This is a genomic window from Thioclava sp. SK-1 (assembly GCF_001705665.1).
GTDB lineage: Bacteria > Pseudomonadota > Alphaproteobacteria > Rhodobacterales > Rhodobacteraceae > Thioclava.
In genome coordinates, this window is sequence record NZ_MDHA01000025.1 from 183,934 (window position 1) to 198,845 (window position 14,912).

Here is a 14,912-nt window from a genome sequence, read left to right on the forward strand (position 1 = left end):
CACGCCGCCCGCAATCGGGACGGACAGGGGGAGAGAGCCAGATGGTTGCACAACTCTATTGTTTTGGGGAAAGCGGTAATGCCTATAAGGCAGCGCTGACAATGACATTGGCCGGGTTTGAATGGAGCCCCGTCTATGTCGATTTCTTCAATGGCGAAACCCGAACACCGGAATTTCGCGCCATCAATCCGATGGGCGAATGCCCCGTGTTGGTTGATCAGGGCCAGACATTGACCCAATCAGGCATGATCCAACTGCATGTGGCCGAGGCCACGGGAAAATTCACCCCCACGCCCGAGGTCATGCGCTGGCTGTTTTGGGACAACCATAAGGGCAGCTCGCAATTTGGGGCCCTACGCTTCATGATGAATTTCTTGCCCGAAGACAAACGCCCGCAAGAGGCGATTGGATGGCTATCGGGCCGGGTTCAGGCCGCACTGACCACATTGAATGATCATTTGGCGGGGCGTGACTGGATTGCGGGTGATGGCCCCAGCTTGGCCGATTTTGCCTGCTGCGCCTATCTCTATTACCCTGAACCATTTGGCTATAGCGCCACAACATTTCCGAATATCGCCGCGTGGTTGGACCAGATTAGCGCCATACCAGGTTGGAAACACCCCTATGACATGATGCCCGGAAGCCCTGCAGACCGCGCCTGAACCGCGCCCATGCATTCCGGTTGGAGGAGGACCGAAGATGACCGAAGCCTATATCTATGATGCTTGCCGCACCCCGCGCGGCAAAGGCCGCAAAAACGGCGCGCTGCATGAGGTAACATCGCTGGCGCTATCGGCGCGGATATTGAACGCGGTTGCAGCGCGCAATGGCCTGACGGGCCACGCGGTAGAGGACGTAATCTGGGGCAATGTCACGCAGGTTGGGGAACAGGGTGGATGCCTGGCCCGCTCTGCCGTGCTGGCATCTGATCTGGACGAATCCATTCCGGGCCTGTCTATCAACCGCTTTTGCGCCTCCGGTATGGAGGCGGTGAATTTGGCGGCCAATCAGGTGCGTGGTGGTGCAGGTCAGGCCTATATCGCTGGCGGGGTCGAAATGATGGGCCGGGTTGCAATGGGATCCGACGGGGCGGCAATTGCGGTAGATCCCAGCCTTGCGATGAACAGCTATTTCGTGCCACAGGGCATCTCTGCTGACATTATTGCAACCGAATACGGCTTTAGCCGCGAGGATTGCGACGCGTTGGCAGCACTTTCACAACAACGCGCGGCGCAGGCTTGGGCGGACAATCGCTTTGCGAAATCCATCGTCCCGGTGACCGATCAAAACGGGCTGACGATTTTGGACCGTGATGAATATATGCGCCCGGACACAACAGCGCAGGCGCTGTCGGCGCTGAAAGCCAGCTTCAAGGATATGGGGGAAACGATGCCCGGCTTTGATGCTGTGGCAAAGCTGAAATACCCGCATCTAGAGGTGGTGAACCATGTCCACCATGCCGGGAACTCCTCTGGGATTGTGGATGGCGCAGCGGCAGTGTTGATTGGAAACAAGGAATTTGGCGAGGCACATGGGCTGAAACCGCGCGCGCGAATTCGCGCCACATGTAAAATCGGCACGGACCCCACCATAATGCTGACAGGCCCTGTCCCGGCCACGCAAAAGATCCTACGCGACAGTGGCATGTCGATTTCAGACATCGACCTGTTTGAGGTTAACGAAGCCTTCGCGGCCGTGGTGTTGCGATTCATGCAGGCGTTTGATGTCGACGAAAGCCGTGTAAATGTGAATGGCGGCTCTATCGCGATGGGCCACCCTTTGGGTGCCACGGGAGCGATAATCATCGGCACATTGCTTGATGAACTGGAACGGCGCGACCTGACCACGGGCCTTGCGACGCTATGCATCGCCTCGGGCATGGGTGCCGCCACAATCATCGAACGCGTGTGAGGCCGGGCATGGATCTGATCAACGCAATACCGAACCGCTGCACCGCTTCAAAACGCAATCAGAACGTGCATTTTGTGAACGGCTACAGCCGTTCCACGCATATGGACGGGCAAGCAGATCTGCCCGAGGGAGGAAAAAATGGCTGATTTTACCTATGAACTCGGTGCCGATGGCGTGGGTGTGATTACCTGGGATGTCCCGGATAAATCCATGAATGTGCTAAGCTTAGAAGGGCTTTCGGTGCTTGATGGGTTGATCGATCAGGCGCTTGCGGACGCGGCATGCAAAGGCGTCATCTTGACCTCTGGCAAAGAGGATTTTGCGGCCGGGATGGATTTGAATGTTTTGGCCGGGATGCAAGCCCAGGGCGCGCAAGGTGTCTTTGACGGTATCATGGCAATGCATCATCTGATGCGCAAAATTGAACGCGCCGGAATGGATCCTAAAACCCTGAAAGGTGGGAAGCCGATTGTGGCGGTTCTGCCGGGCACGGCCTTGGGCATCGGGCTGGAAATTCCGCTGTCATGTCACCGGATTTTCAGCGCCGATAACCCTAAGGCCAAGATCGGCCTGCCTGAAATCATGATTGGCATCTTCCCCGGCGCAGGTGGCACCACACGGATGTCGCGCAAACTGGGCGCGATGGCTGCTGCGCCATATTTGCTGGAAGGCAAACTGTCCAACCCAAAGGCCGCAAAAACAGGCGGTTTAATTGATGAGGTCAGCGCCGATCCAATGCAAGCCGCACGTGACTGGGTCTTGCAAGCCAAAGATAGCGATCTGGTAAAACCCTGGGATGCCAAGGGTTATAAAATGCCTGGCGGCGCGCCTTATCATCCTGCGGGGTTCATGACCTTTGTCGGCGCCAGCGCGATGATCAACGGCAAAACACAAGGCGTGTATCCGGCCGCGAAGGCGCTGTTATCCTCGGTCTATGAAGGGGCGCTGGTGCCCTTTGACCAAGCCCTAAAAATTGAAGCGCGCTGGTTTACCTCGGTTTTGATGAACCCGTCTTCCTCGGCGATGATCCGGTCGTTATTCTTGAACAAAACCGCATTGGAAAAAGGTGCCAACCGCCCCGATGTGCCAAGCCAAACCGTACGCAAGCTTGGGGTTTTGGGCGCGGGGATGATGGGCGCAGGAATTGCGCTGTCATCAGCCATGGCTGGCATTGAGGTGATATTGATTGATGCCGATCAAACGGCAGCAGAGCGCGGAAAATCCTATAGTGCGGCCTATCTGGATAAGGGGATCAAGCGGCGCAAGACAACACCCGAAAAGAAGGCCGCCGTTCTGGATCTGATCACCGCGACCACAGACTATGCCGCGCTGCACGATTGCGATCTGGTGATCGAAGCGGTGTTTGAAGATCCCAAGGTAAAGGCAGAGGTCACCGCCCGCGCCGAAGCGGCGATGCCCAAAGATGCGATTTTCGCAACCAATACATCCACTTTGCCGATCACAATGTTGGCCAAAGCCGCGACCAGCCCCACGCGGTTCATCGGGATCCATTTCTTCTCTCCGGTGGAGAAAATGAACCTGGTCGAGATCATCAAAGGTGCCGAAACCGGTGAGGTCGCGGTGGCCAAAGCGTTGGATTTCGTGCGCCAGATCCGCAAAACACCGATTGTCGTCAATGATGCACGCTTCTTCTATGCCAATCGCTGCATCATTCCCTATCTGAATGAGGGGATGCGGATGGTGTCCGAAGGGGTTGCCCCGGCATTGGTTGAAAACGCGGCGAAAATGGTTGGCATGCCGTTGGGCCCCTTGCAACTGGTAGATGAGACCTCGATCGAGCTGGGCGTAAAAATTGCCAAGGCGACAAAAGCGGCGATGGGCGATGCCTATCCCGACAGTGCCGTCGATGAGGTCCTGTTCTGGATGGCCGATCAGGGGCGTTTGGGCCGCAAAGCAAAGGCAGGCTTCTACAGCTATGATGATGCGGGCAAACGCACATTGCTGTGGGATGGGCTGACACAGCACTACACGCCTGGCGCACAGCCCAGCGTCGAGACAGTACAACATCGCCTGCTGATGGCGCAGGTGCTAGAGGCGGTTCGCGCCTTTGAGGCTGGCGTTTTGACCGATATCCGCGAAGGCGATGTCGGCGCGATCCTAGGCTGGGGGTTTGCCCCATGGTCGGGCGGCCCGTTTGCATGGCTGGATATCATTGGCGCGGCCCGGGCCGTTGATATCTGCACCGCATTAGAGGCAGCACATGGTCCGCGCTTTGCTGCCCCGGCCCTTCTGCGCGAAATGGCCGCCAAAGGCGAAAAATTCTATGATCGTTACGGCAGCGGCCAGCAGGCCGCGTGATCACAGGCGCGTAAAATGACCAAAGCCGGGCTGACGAGGCCCGGCTTTGACATATCTGTTTCGCAAAGGATCAGCCTTCGCAGCTGTCCAATGCCGCGACCAAGGCCCGCGCCGTTTCAATCGGCAAGGACGCATAACCCTGTGTGTTGTCTTCCAAGAACACCTCAATCCCACGGCGATCATGGGCGGCGGCCTGACAATGGATCATTCCGGCACCATTGGCATAGATGACCTGTTCTTCTTCAAACTCCAGAACAAAGACTTCGGTGGTGCCCATTGGTTCAATCCGTGTGATGCCGTTATAACCTTCCAACGCGGCAGAGGGGATCATGGCAAAGGGGTCGCCAAAGACGCTTTCGGCTAGGTCACTTTCGATCATCACGTTTTGCTCAGGCAGAAGCAGCAACGGCGTTGCATTGCCCAAGGCACCGGCGGGAACCGCCAATGGCAAAGCGTGGCGCGGGCAATTGCCCTGCCCGGTCCAAAGCTGTGCACGTTTCACCTGCGCAACAGCACGTGGCCCATTGTCAAAAGTGGTGATTTTATCGCCCGGCTGAATTGCCTCAATCGGGCGCCAGCCGTGTTCGCTGTGAATTTTCGTGCCGCTTACGATACCCTCGGCCTGAACCGTTTCGGCCTGCGTAAAACCGTCAACATAGTCCGAAGCCTCATACAGCGCCTCATGACCCCATGTGGTGCGGCTTTTGGTCGTCAATCCAAACATCGCGTGCGTCCCATGCATGCCCAACTGAATCAGGGCGTTCCCGTTGTGGTTAATATCACCAACGGCTCGGGATGATTCGTGGGCCATAATTAGGCCAAAAAAGGGCAATACAGCAAAGCTTGGCAACAAACATCGGCCAAGGGGGAAATTGTTCCCGTCGACCTTGGGTCAACTGGTTCAGTCTGGGCGCAAGGACAGGCTGGACGCCCAATCACGGTTAATAGCTATAGTGAAAGCGCGTGATATCAGCACGGCACAGATCGGCCACCAGATCACGCTGGCGCGGGTCGTAATATGCGCGCCAATCGCGCCCCCTATCCGAGGTATTGGCCCGGGCAAGCGGTGTGATATTGAACCCCAGATGGGCCTCCAGCGGGGCGGCATCTTCGTCCAAATGTTCCAATCGCAGATAGGCATTACAGTGCTCTGCCCCATTGGGTAGGGTCATATAGGTGCTATAGGGGGCGGCGCGAAGGCTGTGCTGTATCTTCGGATCAGCAAGAAATGCAGTAAAATCGACCTTTTGCGCCAAGGCCACCGCGGGATGGGCAAACCGTTGGTGCCGCAACCAATGGTAATAACTGACAATCCGGTCCCACGGGTTGCGCACCAGTGTAAAGGTGAAATAGCGCTGTGCTTGATCCAAGCTGTATAGCCCGATCCCATCGGCAAGGGTGGAATGTTTCCACAGCCGCCCCTGTGTCGTGACATCTGAAAGCCTGCGCTTACGTCGCTGTGCTTTGGGCGTGTCCCCTACCATAAGGTCATCGGCCATCGCCCGTGACTCTAACGCCAGAGCCAAAGCCGTGCCGCCAGTTTTCGGGATATGCACAAAAATGAACTTGCGGCCATGGGAGACGATCATACCATAAATGATGCCCGAAAACGCTGCCCTGGAAAAGCCCCACAATGGCGCAAATGCGCAGTAGAACGGCCCGAAGTCATGTCACCATCAATTGACGCTCCGCTGCGATGCGCTACAATCTATAGTAACGATAAAAAGCAGTTTATTTGGAAAGATCGAGCCAGCATGATCGCCCTTCCGCAGTATGACCGTCTGGAATCGATTGGGTTATGGCGCGAGACGCCCGACGCTCAGCGCCGGGACGTTATCGTATCCTTTGGCGATGCGACCCTAGTGATCGCAGATGAAAAATCCGGACAGGCGATCACCCATTGGTCACTGCCTGCAATGATCCGGCGCAATCCGGGCAAGCAGCCAGCCATTTACGCCCCCAGCGAAGACCCCAGCGAAGAGCTGGAGCTGACCGATGATGTGATGATCGAAGCGATCGAAAAGGTCCATGCTGTTATCGCCGCCAAACGCCCGCATCCGGGGCGCTTGCGCGGTGTTCTTTTCGGTCTGGCCGGTGTGTCGATCGTGGCATTGGGTGTATTATGGCTGCCCAATGCGCTGGTGGAACATGCGGCCCGCGTCGCACCCATGCCGATCCGGGCAGAGATCGGACGACAGATCCTAGCCGACATGAGCAGTTTGACAGGAACGCCCTGCCGTGCCCCGGCAGGCATGGCTGCGCTGCATGCTTTGGCAACGCGGCTTCAGGGGCCAGAAACAATCATTGTGCTGCCCGGCGGGATCAACAGCGCACGGCGATTGCCTGGCAAAATCACCGTTCTGGGGCGCGGCGCGATTGATACAGTGGACACGCCCGAAGTCGCCGCAGGGCAGGTTATTGCGGCAGAGCTGACTGTTGCACAACAAGATCCGCTGGAAAAATTCCTGCAATGGGCTGGACTGCGTGCAGCCTTTACATTGCTAACCACAGGTGCACTGCCACAAGAGCAGATCCGCGGCTATGGCGCAGAACTTTTGCAAACCTCGCCCCTTCGTTCCAGTGATACTATGTTGTTGCAGGCCTTCGCACAGGCGGGTGTGTCATCCACCCCCTATGCGTATTCCCTGGATCCCAGCGGCGAAACGGTCCTGGGCCTGATAGAGGCCGACCCGTTCAAAGGCGCGCCAGCCCCCACCCCCGTGCTGCGCGATGCGCAATGGGTCGCTTTGCAAGACATTTGCGAAAGTTGACATACAAAAGGCGGCACCAACAGCCGCCCTTTAGATTTGCTTCAACATACTCGCACATCGGGTTTAACGGATAAACGCATCCCCGAAACCCGACGCCCGCGCCGCACGCAATGCCGATTGCAGCTGCGACGTAGAAGAGAACGGCCCGGCCAGAACAACCTGCAACCCACCGCTGCGCGCGCTGGTCACGGGCAAACCCATTCCAGACAGACGCGCTTTTGCTCCGGCCGCATTCGCCGCCTGACCAAAGCTGCCAACCTGTACATAACGCCCCTTGGCCGCAGCTGCTGGCCGCGCCGGGCTGCTTTTGGACGAGTATTGCACCACATTGTAATCAGTCTGGGCCGCGCTTGTTTGCACCTGAACTGCAATTTTCCGGCGCACTGGCGTGTTACGCGTGACCAAACGCGCAGGCACCTCATTGGTCCAGATCTGCGCCATCTGCGCATCGCCCGCATCTGCGCGTGGGCCGCGATAAGGGTTCAAACGCCCATCGGAAAACGCCGGACGATAGCCTGTGCCGCCATGCGATTTGGTTGCCACCGTCACCGGCGCTAAGGTTGCAGGCCCGGACGGCAGTTTCACATAGACTTCATTCGGGATCAGCTCGGCGGCATAGGGGCTGGTCCGCGCATAGGCCTGCTGCGGGTTTTGCGCCGCAGCCACCGGCATCTGTGGGGAAACCGAAGTGACACCGGTTGTCGGTAAGGCGGTGGTATTGCGATACATTGCCGTGGAACGGGTCGGCATGGTCGCCTGCGCCGTGCCGCCCGCCATATAGGGAGAGACATATCCCGATGCCGGGGCCACATTGAGCCCCGGAACGGCAGCGGCATTGATAAACGCCGCCGGGTTTTCCACCGGTGCGCCACACCGCAGAACAGTGCGCCCGTTGGACAGGCTATACCGCTGAGCCGAAGTCACACCATTGGGGCAGGCCGTCGTTGTCACAGTGCGCACTGATGCAATTTCCGCCACATCCGTACCGCCTGTAAACGCATATGGCGAGACATACTGCCCCGCCGAAGCTGGCACCGCAGGGGAATGGGGCATATTCAGCGATGTGATCACGCGATCGACAGGCGGCGCGGCGGGGGCTGGCGCGGTGACCTTGCGAACGGCTGTTGGGCGCGGGGCAGGCTTTGGCACCATAGCAGAAGCGATCGTCTCCATCGGGGCACCGGTTGCCGTGCCAAAGCTTGTGGCAGAGGCCGCTGGACGCGCCGGTTTCGTCACTGGCGCTGTGGTGGGCCGTGCAGAGGCAACCTCGGCTGTGTCGGCCTGCGGTGCTGGCGCGGTACGAGCAATGTCTAAAACGGGGCGGGCCTCGCCTGCGAATGTTGGCTTATAATTGCACAGGGGCGTGCGGTCACGGTTCACACGTGGCACCCAACGCACGTTCTCCCCGTAGCCTGCACGTACGAAGACGCAGCCCGCGCTATCGACATATTGCCGCCCGGAATAGGATGCCGGCGGCAGCTCCATCGGGGCAGAGCCCTGCGCGAGGCCACGCTCGGGTGTGATACCGATGATCGCCGCTATAACAGCCGCCGTAATTCCCAAACCGAAATGCATTTTTGCCCCCGCAAATACCTTTCAGCGAAGATGCCGGATGACACCGCGCAAGTAAAGGGACTACGCCCTATTTTGTGCCAAACATACGGTCACCCGCATCCCCTAGACCCGGAATGATATAACCGTGATCATTTAGCCCCTCATCCAGCGCGGCAGTGATCACCGGAACATCGGGATGGGCTTGACGCATGCGCTCCACGCCTTCAGGGGAGGCCAAAAGACACAGGAACCTGATGTTTTTTGCGCCTTTTGCCTTTACCAGATCCAGCGCCGCGACCGAGGAATTCCCCGTTGCCAGCATCGGGTCAACCACAATCGTCATCCGCTCTTCCAAACTTGCGGGCAGCTTGCAGTAATATTCCACCGGTTGCAGCGTCTGTGGGTCACGATACAACCCGACAAACCCCACCCGTGCCGCCGGGATCAGTTCCAGAATACCGTCCATCAGCCCATTCCCGGCCCGCAAGATAGAGATTAGCGCAAGCTTCTTGCCCTCTAAAATCGGGGCCTGCATCTCGCACATAGGTGTGGTGATGGTGGTCTGCGTCAGATCCAGCTCTCGCGTTACCTCATAGGCCAATAGCAAGCTGATTTCGCGCAGCAATTGACGAAAGGATGCAGTCGAGGTTTCGGTTTTCCGCATCAACGTCAGTTTGTGCTGGACCAATGGATGCGTGACGACGGTCAGATGAGTGCTCAAGGTCTTCTCCTTCACAGGAAGCTTCGGCCCGGCCCTGCCGCCGGGATTTGCAGATGATCGGCCACAGAGGCCGCAATATCGGTGAAATCGCGCTGACCGATGGCGCGTGCGCCACGCCCCCAGCCAAGGATCGGCACGCGTTCGCGCGTATGGTCTGTGCCGCACCAACTAGGATCATTGCCATGATCGGCGGTAAAAATTGCCAGATCGCCGGGGCGCAAACGGGCCAGAAAGATCCCAACCTGTGTATCAAACCATTCCAATGCGCGGGCATAGCCTGACACATCGCGCCTATGGCCCCAAAGACTGTCAAATTCGACGAAATTCGCAAATGTCAGGCTGCCCGGCTCCGCCTCAAGCGCAAGGCGCTGCAGATGCGTCATCAAGGCGGCATCCCCGGCCCCTTTATGCAGATGCGCGATGCCGCGATGGCTGAAAATATCGCCGATTTTGCCAACCGCGTGGGTGACGCGCCCGGCCTGCGTGGCCCAATCCAGCAGCGTGGGCTGCGGTGGGGCGATCGCGTAATCGCGCCTGTTAGGCGTGCGCTCAAACGCTCCCGGAGTGCCCAGGAAGGGGCGTGCGATCACCCGGCCGATTTTACGTTGATGCAAGATCGGAGCCAGCTGTTCACATAGCGACAGCAGGCGGTCCAGCCCGAAGGCCACTTCATGCGCAGCAATCTGAAACACACTATCGGCAGAGGTATAGCAGATCGGCCACCCCGTCTGCAGATGCTGCGCCCCAAGGGCGCGCAGAATATCTGTGCCAGAAGCATGGCAATTGCCCAAAATCCCTTGGGTGCCGGCGATCTGCATCACCGCATCGACCACATCGGCAGGAAAGCTGTTGGTTTTATCGCGGAAATAACCCCAATCCCACGGAACAGGCACACCGGCCAGTTCCCAATGACCAGAGGGGGTGTCTTTGCCGTTGGAGTGCTCATTTCCGACGCCCCACAGCCCCTGCGGCACTGCGCCCAAACCCATCCCTGCCGGATCTGCATCCGTCGCCTCTGTTTCAGACGGACCGCTTGCCAAAGCCAAAGCCGCCCCAAGGCCCAGCTGATCCAAAACCGGCATACGCAACGGGCCACGCCGCCCGCCCTGCGCTGCGCCTTGCGCACATGCCTGTGCGATATGGCCCAGCGTATTCGCCCCGGTGTCGGGCGTGGTTCCATTGAAAAACGACCCGGCATCGGGCGCGCCCCCAATACCCACCGAATCCATCACGATCAGGAACGCCCGGGTCACTGGGTGATCCTTTCATGGATCAAATTTGGCTCCGGCACCGGGGCCGCCCCGACATGATAGGCGCGCTGCACCACACGGGCGCAGGCCTGTGCGGCCTCTTCCGTAGCGGCGTGGATAAGTGCAATCGGTTCGCCCACCTCGACCTGCTGACCAATTCGCGCCAATCCCGACAGGCCGACGCTGGGATTGACCTTGTCGCCAGCACGCAGACGCCCGCCGCCAAGATCCACCACAGCCTCCCCCAGAATCCGCGCATCAATCCGCGACACAACACCGTCACGCGCTGCGGGCACAGGGCGCAGCACCGGCGCAGAGGGCAGGCGATCCAAGAACCGCTCTACAAAATCCGCTGGGCCACCCATGGCCGCGACCATCTTGCCGAAATATTCTGCCGCCTGGCCACTTTCGATGGCCTGATCAATCCGCGCAAACCCGTCTTCGCGCGTCTTGACGATCCCGGCCAACAAAAGCGCTTCACCACCCAACGCCGAGGTCACATCCCATAGCGCATCATTGACATCCTGTCCGGTCAGGGTCTCCAGGACCTCGATCACCTCTAGCGCGTTGCCCGCCGTGCGCGAAAGGCTCTGGTTCATGTCGGTGATCAGCGCAGAGGTCTTGCAGCCTGCCCCATTCGCCGTTTCCACCAAGGCCCGTGCCAAGGCGCGCGCATCATCCATATCCGTCATGAACGCGCCAGAGCCCACTTTGACATCCAGAACCAATCCCTGAAGCCCGGCAGCCAGCTTTTTCGACAAAATCGACGGGGTGATCAAGTCAATGCTTTCCACCGCGCCGCAAATATCGCGCACCGCGTATAATCGGCGATCGGCAGGCGCAATCGCGTCACTGGCACCTGCAATCGCACACCCCACTTGACCTACGATCTTTTGCAACCCCTCTACACCGTGATCAACACGATAGCCCGGAATTGCCTCCATTTTATCCAATGTGCCGCCGGTATGGCCCAGACCCCGGCCAGAGATCATCGGAACATAACAGCCACATGCCGCCAGTGCCGGCGCCAGCAACAATGAGACACAATCGCCCACTCCGCCCGTGGAATGTTTGTCGATTACTGGGCCGGGCAAATCCCAGTTCAGCACCTGACCGCTGTCGCGCATCCCTTCGGTCAGGGCAACACGCCCGCTGACCCCGATCCCGCGCAGCAGCACGGCCATCGCAAAGGCCCCCGCCTGCGCATCGCCGACCTGATCATTTGCCAGACCATGGGCAAACCACCGTGCGTCCTCGGCCGACAGACCGCCACCGTCCCGCACTGTTTGAATGATCCGGCGCGCATCCATCAGCTGTGATCCATATGCGAAGCATCGAACCGGCCGGGCAACAGATCACTGATTGTGGTTTGCAATGTGGCACCTGCCGTGGTGCCCAATGTCACAACAACATCGCCTGCGCCAAATTCCGCCAGCTTTTGCCGGCACCCGCCGCAGGGTGGCACAGGGCTGGGGCTATCAGCGATCACCGCAACCTCGACCAGCTGCGTTTCACCGGCGGCAATCATCGCAGCAATTGCGCCGGCTTCGGCGCAGGTGCCCTCTGGATAGGCGACGTTTTCGACATTGACGCCGCGATAGATATGCCCCGACGCACTGCGGATCGCCGCGCCAACAGAAAATTTTGAATAGGGCGCATAGGCATTGGGGCGCACCGCGCGAGCATCATCCAGTAGCGACATCAATACATCCTTGGCTTGGTGGGGCAGATTTAGTGACGCGGTTCACTTTCGGTGAAACTGCAACGCACCGCAAGCCGATGCAAGCATCCATCCGCGCCCATGCGAATCTGCGACGAAAGCTGTCACGCCCGAAAGACGGTGCAAAACTGGTTAGAATAAGCAACCAATTCACGCGGTGTTGACGCTGTTTCCTTTCGCCCACTGCGAGAACCCTTGCATAAAAGCGGCGCTTGGGTCATTGCGAATGCAAAACTGGTTTAACATTAAACCAACTGATGAGGAGGCCCCGCTCATGGTTGAAGAACGCAGCGACACCCCACGCCATCCGGCTTTGGATTATCACGAATACCCCAAGCCCGGTAAGCTAGAGATCCGCGCGACCAAACCGATGGCCAATGGCCGCGATCTGGCCCTGGCCTATAGCCCGGGCGTGGCCGAAGCCTGCCTTGAGATCAAGGACACGCCTGCGGATGCATCGCGCTACACTGCGCGGGGCAATCTGGTTGGGGTTGTCAGCAATGGCTCGGCGGTGCTGGGTCTGGGCAACATCGGGGCGCTGGCGTCGAAACCTGTGATGGAAGGCAAGGCGGTTCTGTTTAAGAAATTCGCCCATATCGACTGCTTTGACATCGAGCTGGACCAATCAGACCCTGAGAAACTGGCCGAAATCGTCTGCGCGATGGAGCCTACCTTCGGCGCGATCAACCTTGAAGACATCAAAGCCCCCGACTGCTTTATCGTCGAAAAAATCTGCCGTGAGCGGATGAACATCCCGGTATTCCACGATGATCAGCATGGCACGGCCATCGTTGTCGGCGCGGCAGCGACCAATGCGCTGCATATCGCGGGCAAAAAGATGGAAGACATCAAGATCGTGTCGACCGGCGGCGGCGCTGCGGGCATTGCCTGTCTGAATATGCTGATCAAGCTGGGCGTAAAGCGTGAAAACATCTGGCTGTGCGACATTCACGGACTGGTCTATGAAGGCCGTGAAATTGACATGAACCCACATAAATCTGCCTTTGCCCAGGTGTCAGACAAACGCGATCTGGCAGATGTGATCGACGGGGCGGATCTGTTCCTTGGCCTGTCGGGCCCCAATGTGCTTAAGCCTGAGATGGTCAAGAAAATGGCCTCACGGCCGATCATTTTCGCCCTGGCCAACCCCAATCCTGAAATCATGCCCGACCTGGCCCGAGAGATTGCCCCAGATGCGATCATCGCCACCGGGCGTTCGGATTTCCCTAATCAGGTCAATAATGTCTTGTGTTTCCCATTCATCTTCCGTGGCGCACTGGATGTGGGCGCGACCGAGATCAATGACGAAATGCAGATCGCCTGTGTCGAGGGCATCGCAGAGCTGGCGCGGATCACCACCTCTGCCGAGGCGGCCGCCGCGTATCAAGGGGAGAAACTGACATTTGGGGCCGATTATCTGATCCCCAAACCCTTTGACCCGCGTTTGATCGGCATTGTCGCCACCGCGGTTGCCAAGGCCGCGATGGATACCGGCGTCGCCCAGCGCCCGCTGGACTGCCTGAAAACCTATAAGCGCAAGCTGGAAGGCACGGTGTTCAAATCTGCCCTGCTGATGCGTCCGGTGTTTGAGGCCGCAGCCCATACCAACCGCAAAATCGTCTTCTCCGAAGGCGAGGATGAGCGCGTGCTGCGTGCCGCACAGGCCATGTTGGAAGAAACCACCGAGACGCCGATCCTGATTGGCCGTCCCGATGTCATTGCCATGCGCTGCGAACGCGCGGGTCTGACGTTAGATCTGAATGAGACACAGATTGTGAACCCGGAGAATGATCCACGGTATCGGGATTACTGGAACACCTATCATGAGTTGATGTCGCGTCAGGGTGTCACGCCGGATCTGGCCCGCGCCATTATGCGCACCAATACCACCGCCATTGCCGGGGTCATGGTGCATCGTGAAGAAGCAGATTCCCTGATCTGCGGCACATTTGGCCAGTTTGGCTGGCACCTGAATTACATTCGTCAGATCCTGGCCCGCAAAGGCCGCCATCCACAAGGCGCGCTGTCGCTGTTGATCATGGAAGACGGCCCGCTGTTCATCGCGGACACCCATGTGCATCACACACCGACGCCGGAACAGATCATGGAGACATGTATTGGTGCTGCCCGCCATGTCCGCCGCTTTGGCCTGACGCCGAAAGTCGCGCTATGTTCGCACAGCCAATTCGGCAATCTTGACATTGATACTGGCCACCGGATGCGGGCCGCAATGAACCTGCTGGAGGCGCGCGAAGTCGATTTCGCCTTTGAAGGTGAGATGCATGTGGATGCGGCATTAAAACAGCCCTTGCGCGAACGTCTGCTGCCTGAAGGCCGGTTTGAAGGTGCCGCGAATGTGCTTGTCTTTGCCTCTACCGACACCGCATCTGCTGTGCGCAACATCTTGAAGACCAAGGCGAACGGCTTGGAAGTCGGACCGATTTTGATGGGGATGGGCAACCAGGCGCATATCGTCACGCCGTCGATTTCTACCCGTGGCTTGCTAAATATGGCCGCCATCGCAGGCACGCCCGTTACGCAATATGGCTAAGCGCCGCCCGCAAAGCCGGTAACCCGACATAATGCGCGTCCCGCCTGCCAAGATCTCTTGGCAGGCGTTTTTCGTCTTGGGCTTTATGGGTTTCAGACGCGTAGCGCGATCGCCA

The 14,912-nt window shown here is 58.6% G+C and carries 13 protein-coding genes; 6 read left to right on the plus strand and 7 right to left on the minus strand.

From position 1 onward, the window contains the following. The first annotated feature begins 41 nt into the window (after positions 1-41). Genes BFP70_RS03755 through BFP70_RS03765 form a run of 4 tightly spaced genes read left to right on the plus strand, consistent with a single transcriptional unit; the run spans position 42 to position 4,230 of the window. Complete coding sequence (locus BFP70_RS03755) at positions 42-662, plus strand: glutathione S-transferase family protein (protein WP_066010022.1); 621 nt, start codon at positions 42-44, stop codon at positions 660-662. Positions 663-699: 37 nt separating this feature from the next. Next, positions 700-1,911 carry an acetyl-CoA C-acetyltransferase gene (locus BFP70_RS03760; protein ID WP_066010023.1) on the plus strand — a complete coding sequence of 404 codons (1,212 nt, stop codon included), beginning with the start codon at positions 700-702 and terminating at the stop codon, positions 1,909-1,911. A gap of 8 nt (positions 1,912-1,919) precedes the next feature. After that, entirely contained in the window at positions 1,920-2,057 is a 138-nt protein-coding gene (locus BFP70_RS20950; protein WP_176715485.1) for a hypothetical protein, read from the plus strand. Next, positions 2,050-4,230 (plus strand): 3-hydroxyacyl-CoA dehydrogenase NAD-binding domain-containing protein, encoded by a 2,181-nt coding sequence (locus tag BFP70_RS03765; protein ID WP_066010024.1) that lies wholly within the window; start codon positions 2,050-2,052, stop codon positions 4,228-4,230. The genes BFP70_RS20950 and BFP70_RS03765 overlap by 8 nt, the downstream gene beginning before the upstream one ends. A gap of 70 nt (positions 4,231-4,300) precedes the next feature. Here BFP70_RS03765 and BFP70_RS03770 read toward each other — a convergent pair whose 3' ends face one another. Further along, positions 4,301-4,972 carry a Hint domain-containing protein gene (locus BFP70_RS03770; RefSeq protein ID WP_176715486.1) on the minus strand — a complete coding sequence of 224 codons (672 nt, stop codon included), beginning with the start codon at positions 4,970-4,972 and terminating at the stop codon, positions 4,301-4,303. Between the two features lie 199 nt (positions 4,973-5,171). Then, positions 5,172-5,819, minus strand: coding sequence for a sulfotransferase family 2 domain-containing protein (locus BFP70_RS03775; RefSeq protein WP_066010026.1), 648 nt, complete (start codon positions 5,817-5,819; stop codon positions 5,172-5,174). A 165-nt stretch (positions 5,820-5,984) separates the two neighbouring features. Between BFP70_RS03775 and BFP70_RS03780 the strand changes: the two genes are divergently transcribed. Continuing rightward, positions 5,985-7,001: a hypothetical protein gene (locus tag BFP70_RS03780; protein ID WP_066010027.1), complete on the plus strand. Its 1,017-nt coding sequence runs from the start codon at positions 5,985-5,987 to the stop codon at positions 6,999-7,001. A 63-nt stretch (positions 7,002-7,064) separates the two neighbouring features. Here BFP70_RS03780 and BFP70_RS03785 read toward each other — a convergent pair whose 3' ends face one another. The 5 genes from BFP70_RS03785 to BFP70_RS03805 all read right to left on the minus strand — a co-directional run bounded on the left by BFP70_RS03785 (position 7,065) and on the right by BFP70_RS03805 (position 12,228). After that, on the minus strand, positions 7,065-8,576 hold the full coding sequence (locus BFP70_RS03785; protein ID WP_066010028.1) for an SPOR domain-containing protein: 1,512 nt from the start codon (positions 8,574-8,576) through the stop codon (positions 7,065-7,067). 67 nt (positions 8,577-8,643) lie between these two features. Next, the gene (upp, locus tag BFP70_RS03790; RefSeq protein ID WP_083217338.1) at positions 8,644-9,276 is read right to left on the minus strand and encodes a uracil phosphoribosyltransferase; all 633 of its coding nucleotides are present in this window, start codon (positions 9,274-9,276) and stop codon (positions 8,644-8,646) included. Between the two features lie 11 nt (positions 9,277-9,287). After that, a complete protein-coding gene (locus BFP70_RS03795) occupies positions 9,288-10,529 on the minus strand; it encodes a phosphopentomutase (RefSeq protein ID WP_066010029.1) in 1,242 nt (413 codons plus the stop codon). Continuing rightward, positions 10,526-11,836: a thymidine phosphorylase gene (locus tag BFP70_RS03800; RefSeq protein ID WP_066010030.1), complete on the minus strand. Its 1,311-nt coding sequence runs from the start codon at positions 11,834-11,836 to the stop codon at positions 10,526-10,528. Before BFP70_RS03800 ends, BFP70_RS03795 begins: the two co-directional genes overlap by 4 nt. Then, entirely contained in the window at positions 11,836-12,228 is a 393-nt protein-coding gene (locus BFP70_RS03805; RefSeq protein WP_066010031.1) for a cytidine deaminase, read from the minus strand. The genes BFP70_RS03800 and BFP70_RS03805 overlap by 1 nt, the downstream gene beginning before the upstream one ends. A gap of 292 nt (positions 12,229-12,520) precedes the next feature. Here BFP70_RS03805 and BFP70_RS03810 point away from each other — a divergent pair, with 292 nt between their 5' ends. Continuing rightward, entirely contained in the window at positions 12,521-14,797 is a 2,277-nt protein-coding gene (locus BFP70_RS03810; protein WP_066010032.1) for an NADP-dependent malic enzyme, read from the plus strand. Positions 14,798-14,912 lie beyond the last annotated feature (115 nt).

Excerpts from the sequence above, each read along its gene's own strand:
- BFP70_RS03775 (WP_066010026.1), bottom strand. The coding sequence starts at position 5,819 with ATGATCGTCTCCCATGGCCGCAAGTTCATTTTTGTGCATATCCCGAAA.
- BFP70_RS03800 (WP_066010030.1), bottom strand. The coding sequence starts at position 11,836 with ATGGATGCGCGCCGGATCATTCAAACAGTGCGGGACGGTGGCGGTCTG.
- BFP70_RS03755 (WP_066010022.1), top strand. The coding sequence starts at position 42 with ATGGTTGCACAACTCTATTGTTTTGGGGAAAGCGGTAATGCCTATAAG.
- BFP70_RS03760 (WP_066010023.1), top strand. The coding sequence starts at position 700 with ATGACCGAAGCCTATATCTATGATGCTTGCCGCACCCCGCGCGGCAAA.
- BFP70_RS20950 (WP_176715485.1), top strand. The coding sequence starts at position 1,920 with ATGGATCTGATCAACGCAATACCGAACCGCTGCACCGCTTCAAAACGC.
- BFP70_RS03765 (WP_066010024.1), top strand. The coding sequence starts at position 2,050 with ATGGCTGATTTTACCTATGAACTCGGTGCCGATGGCGTGGGTGTGATT.
- BFP70_RS03770 (WP_176715486.1), bottom strand. The coding sequence starts at position 4,972 with ATGCATGGGACGCACGCGATGTTTGGATTGACGACCAAAAGCCGCACC.
- BFP70_RS03785 (WP_066010028.1), bottom strand. The coding sequence starts at position 8,576 with ATGCATTTCGGTTTGGGAATTACGGCGGCTGTTATAGCGGCGATCATC.
- BFP70_RS03805 (WP_066010031.1), bottom strand. The coding sequence starts at position 12,228 with ATGTCGCTACTGGATGATGCTCGCGCGGTGCGCCCCAATGCCTATGCG.
- BFP70_RS03810 (WP_066010032.1), top strand. The coding sequence starts at position 12,521 with ATGGTTGAAGAACGCAGCGACACCCCACGCCATCCGGCTTTGGATTAT.
- BFP70_RS03780 (WP_066010027.1), top strand. The coding sequence starts at position 5,985 with ATGATCGCCCTTCCGCAGTATGACCGTCTGGAATCGATTGGGTTATGG.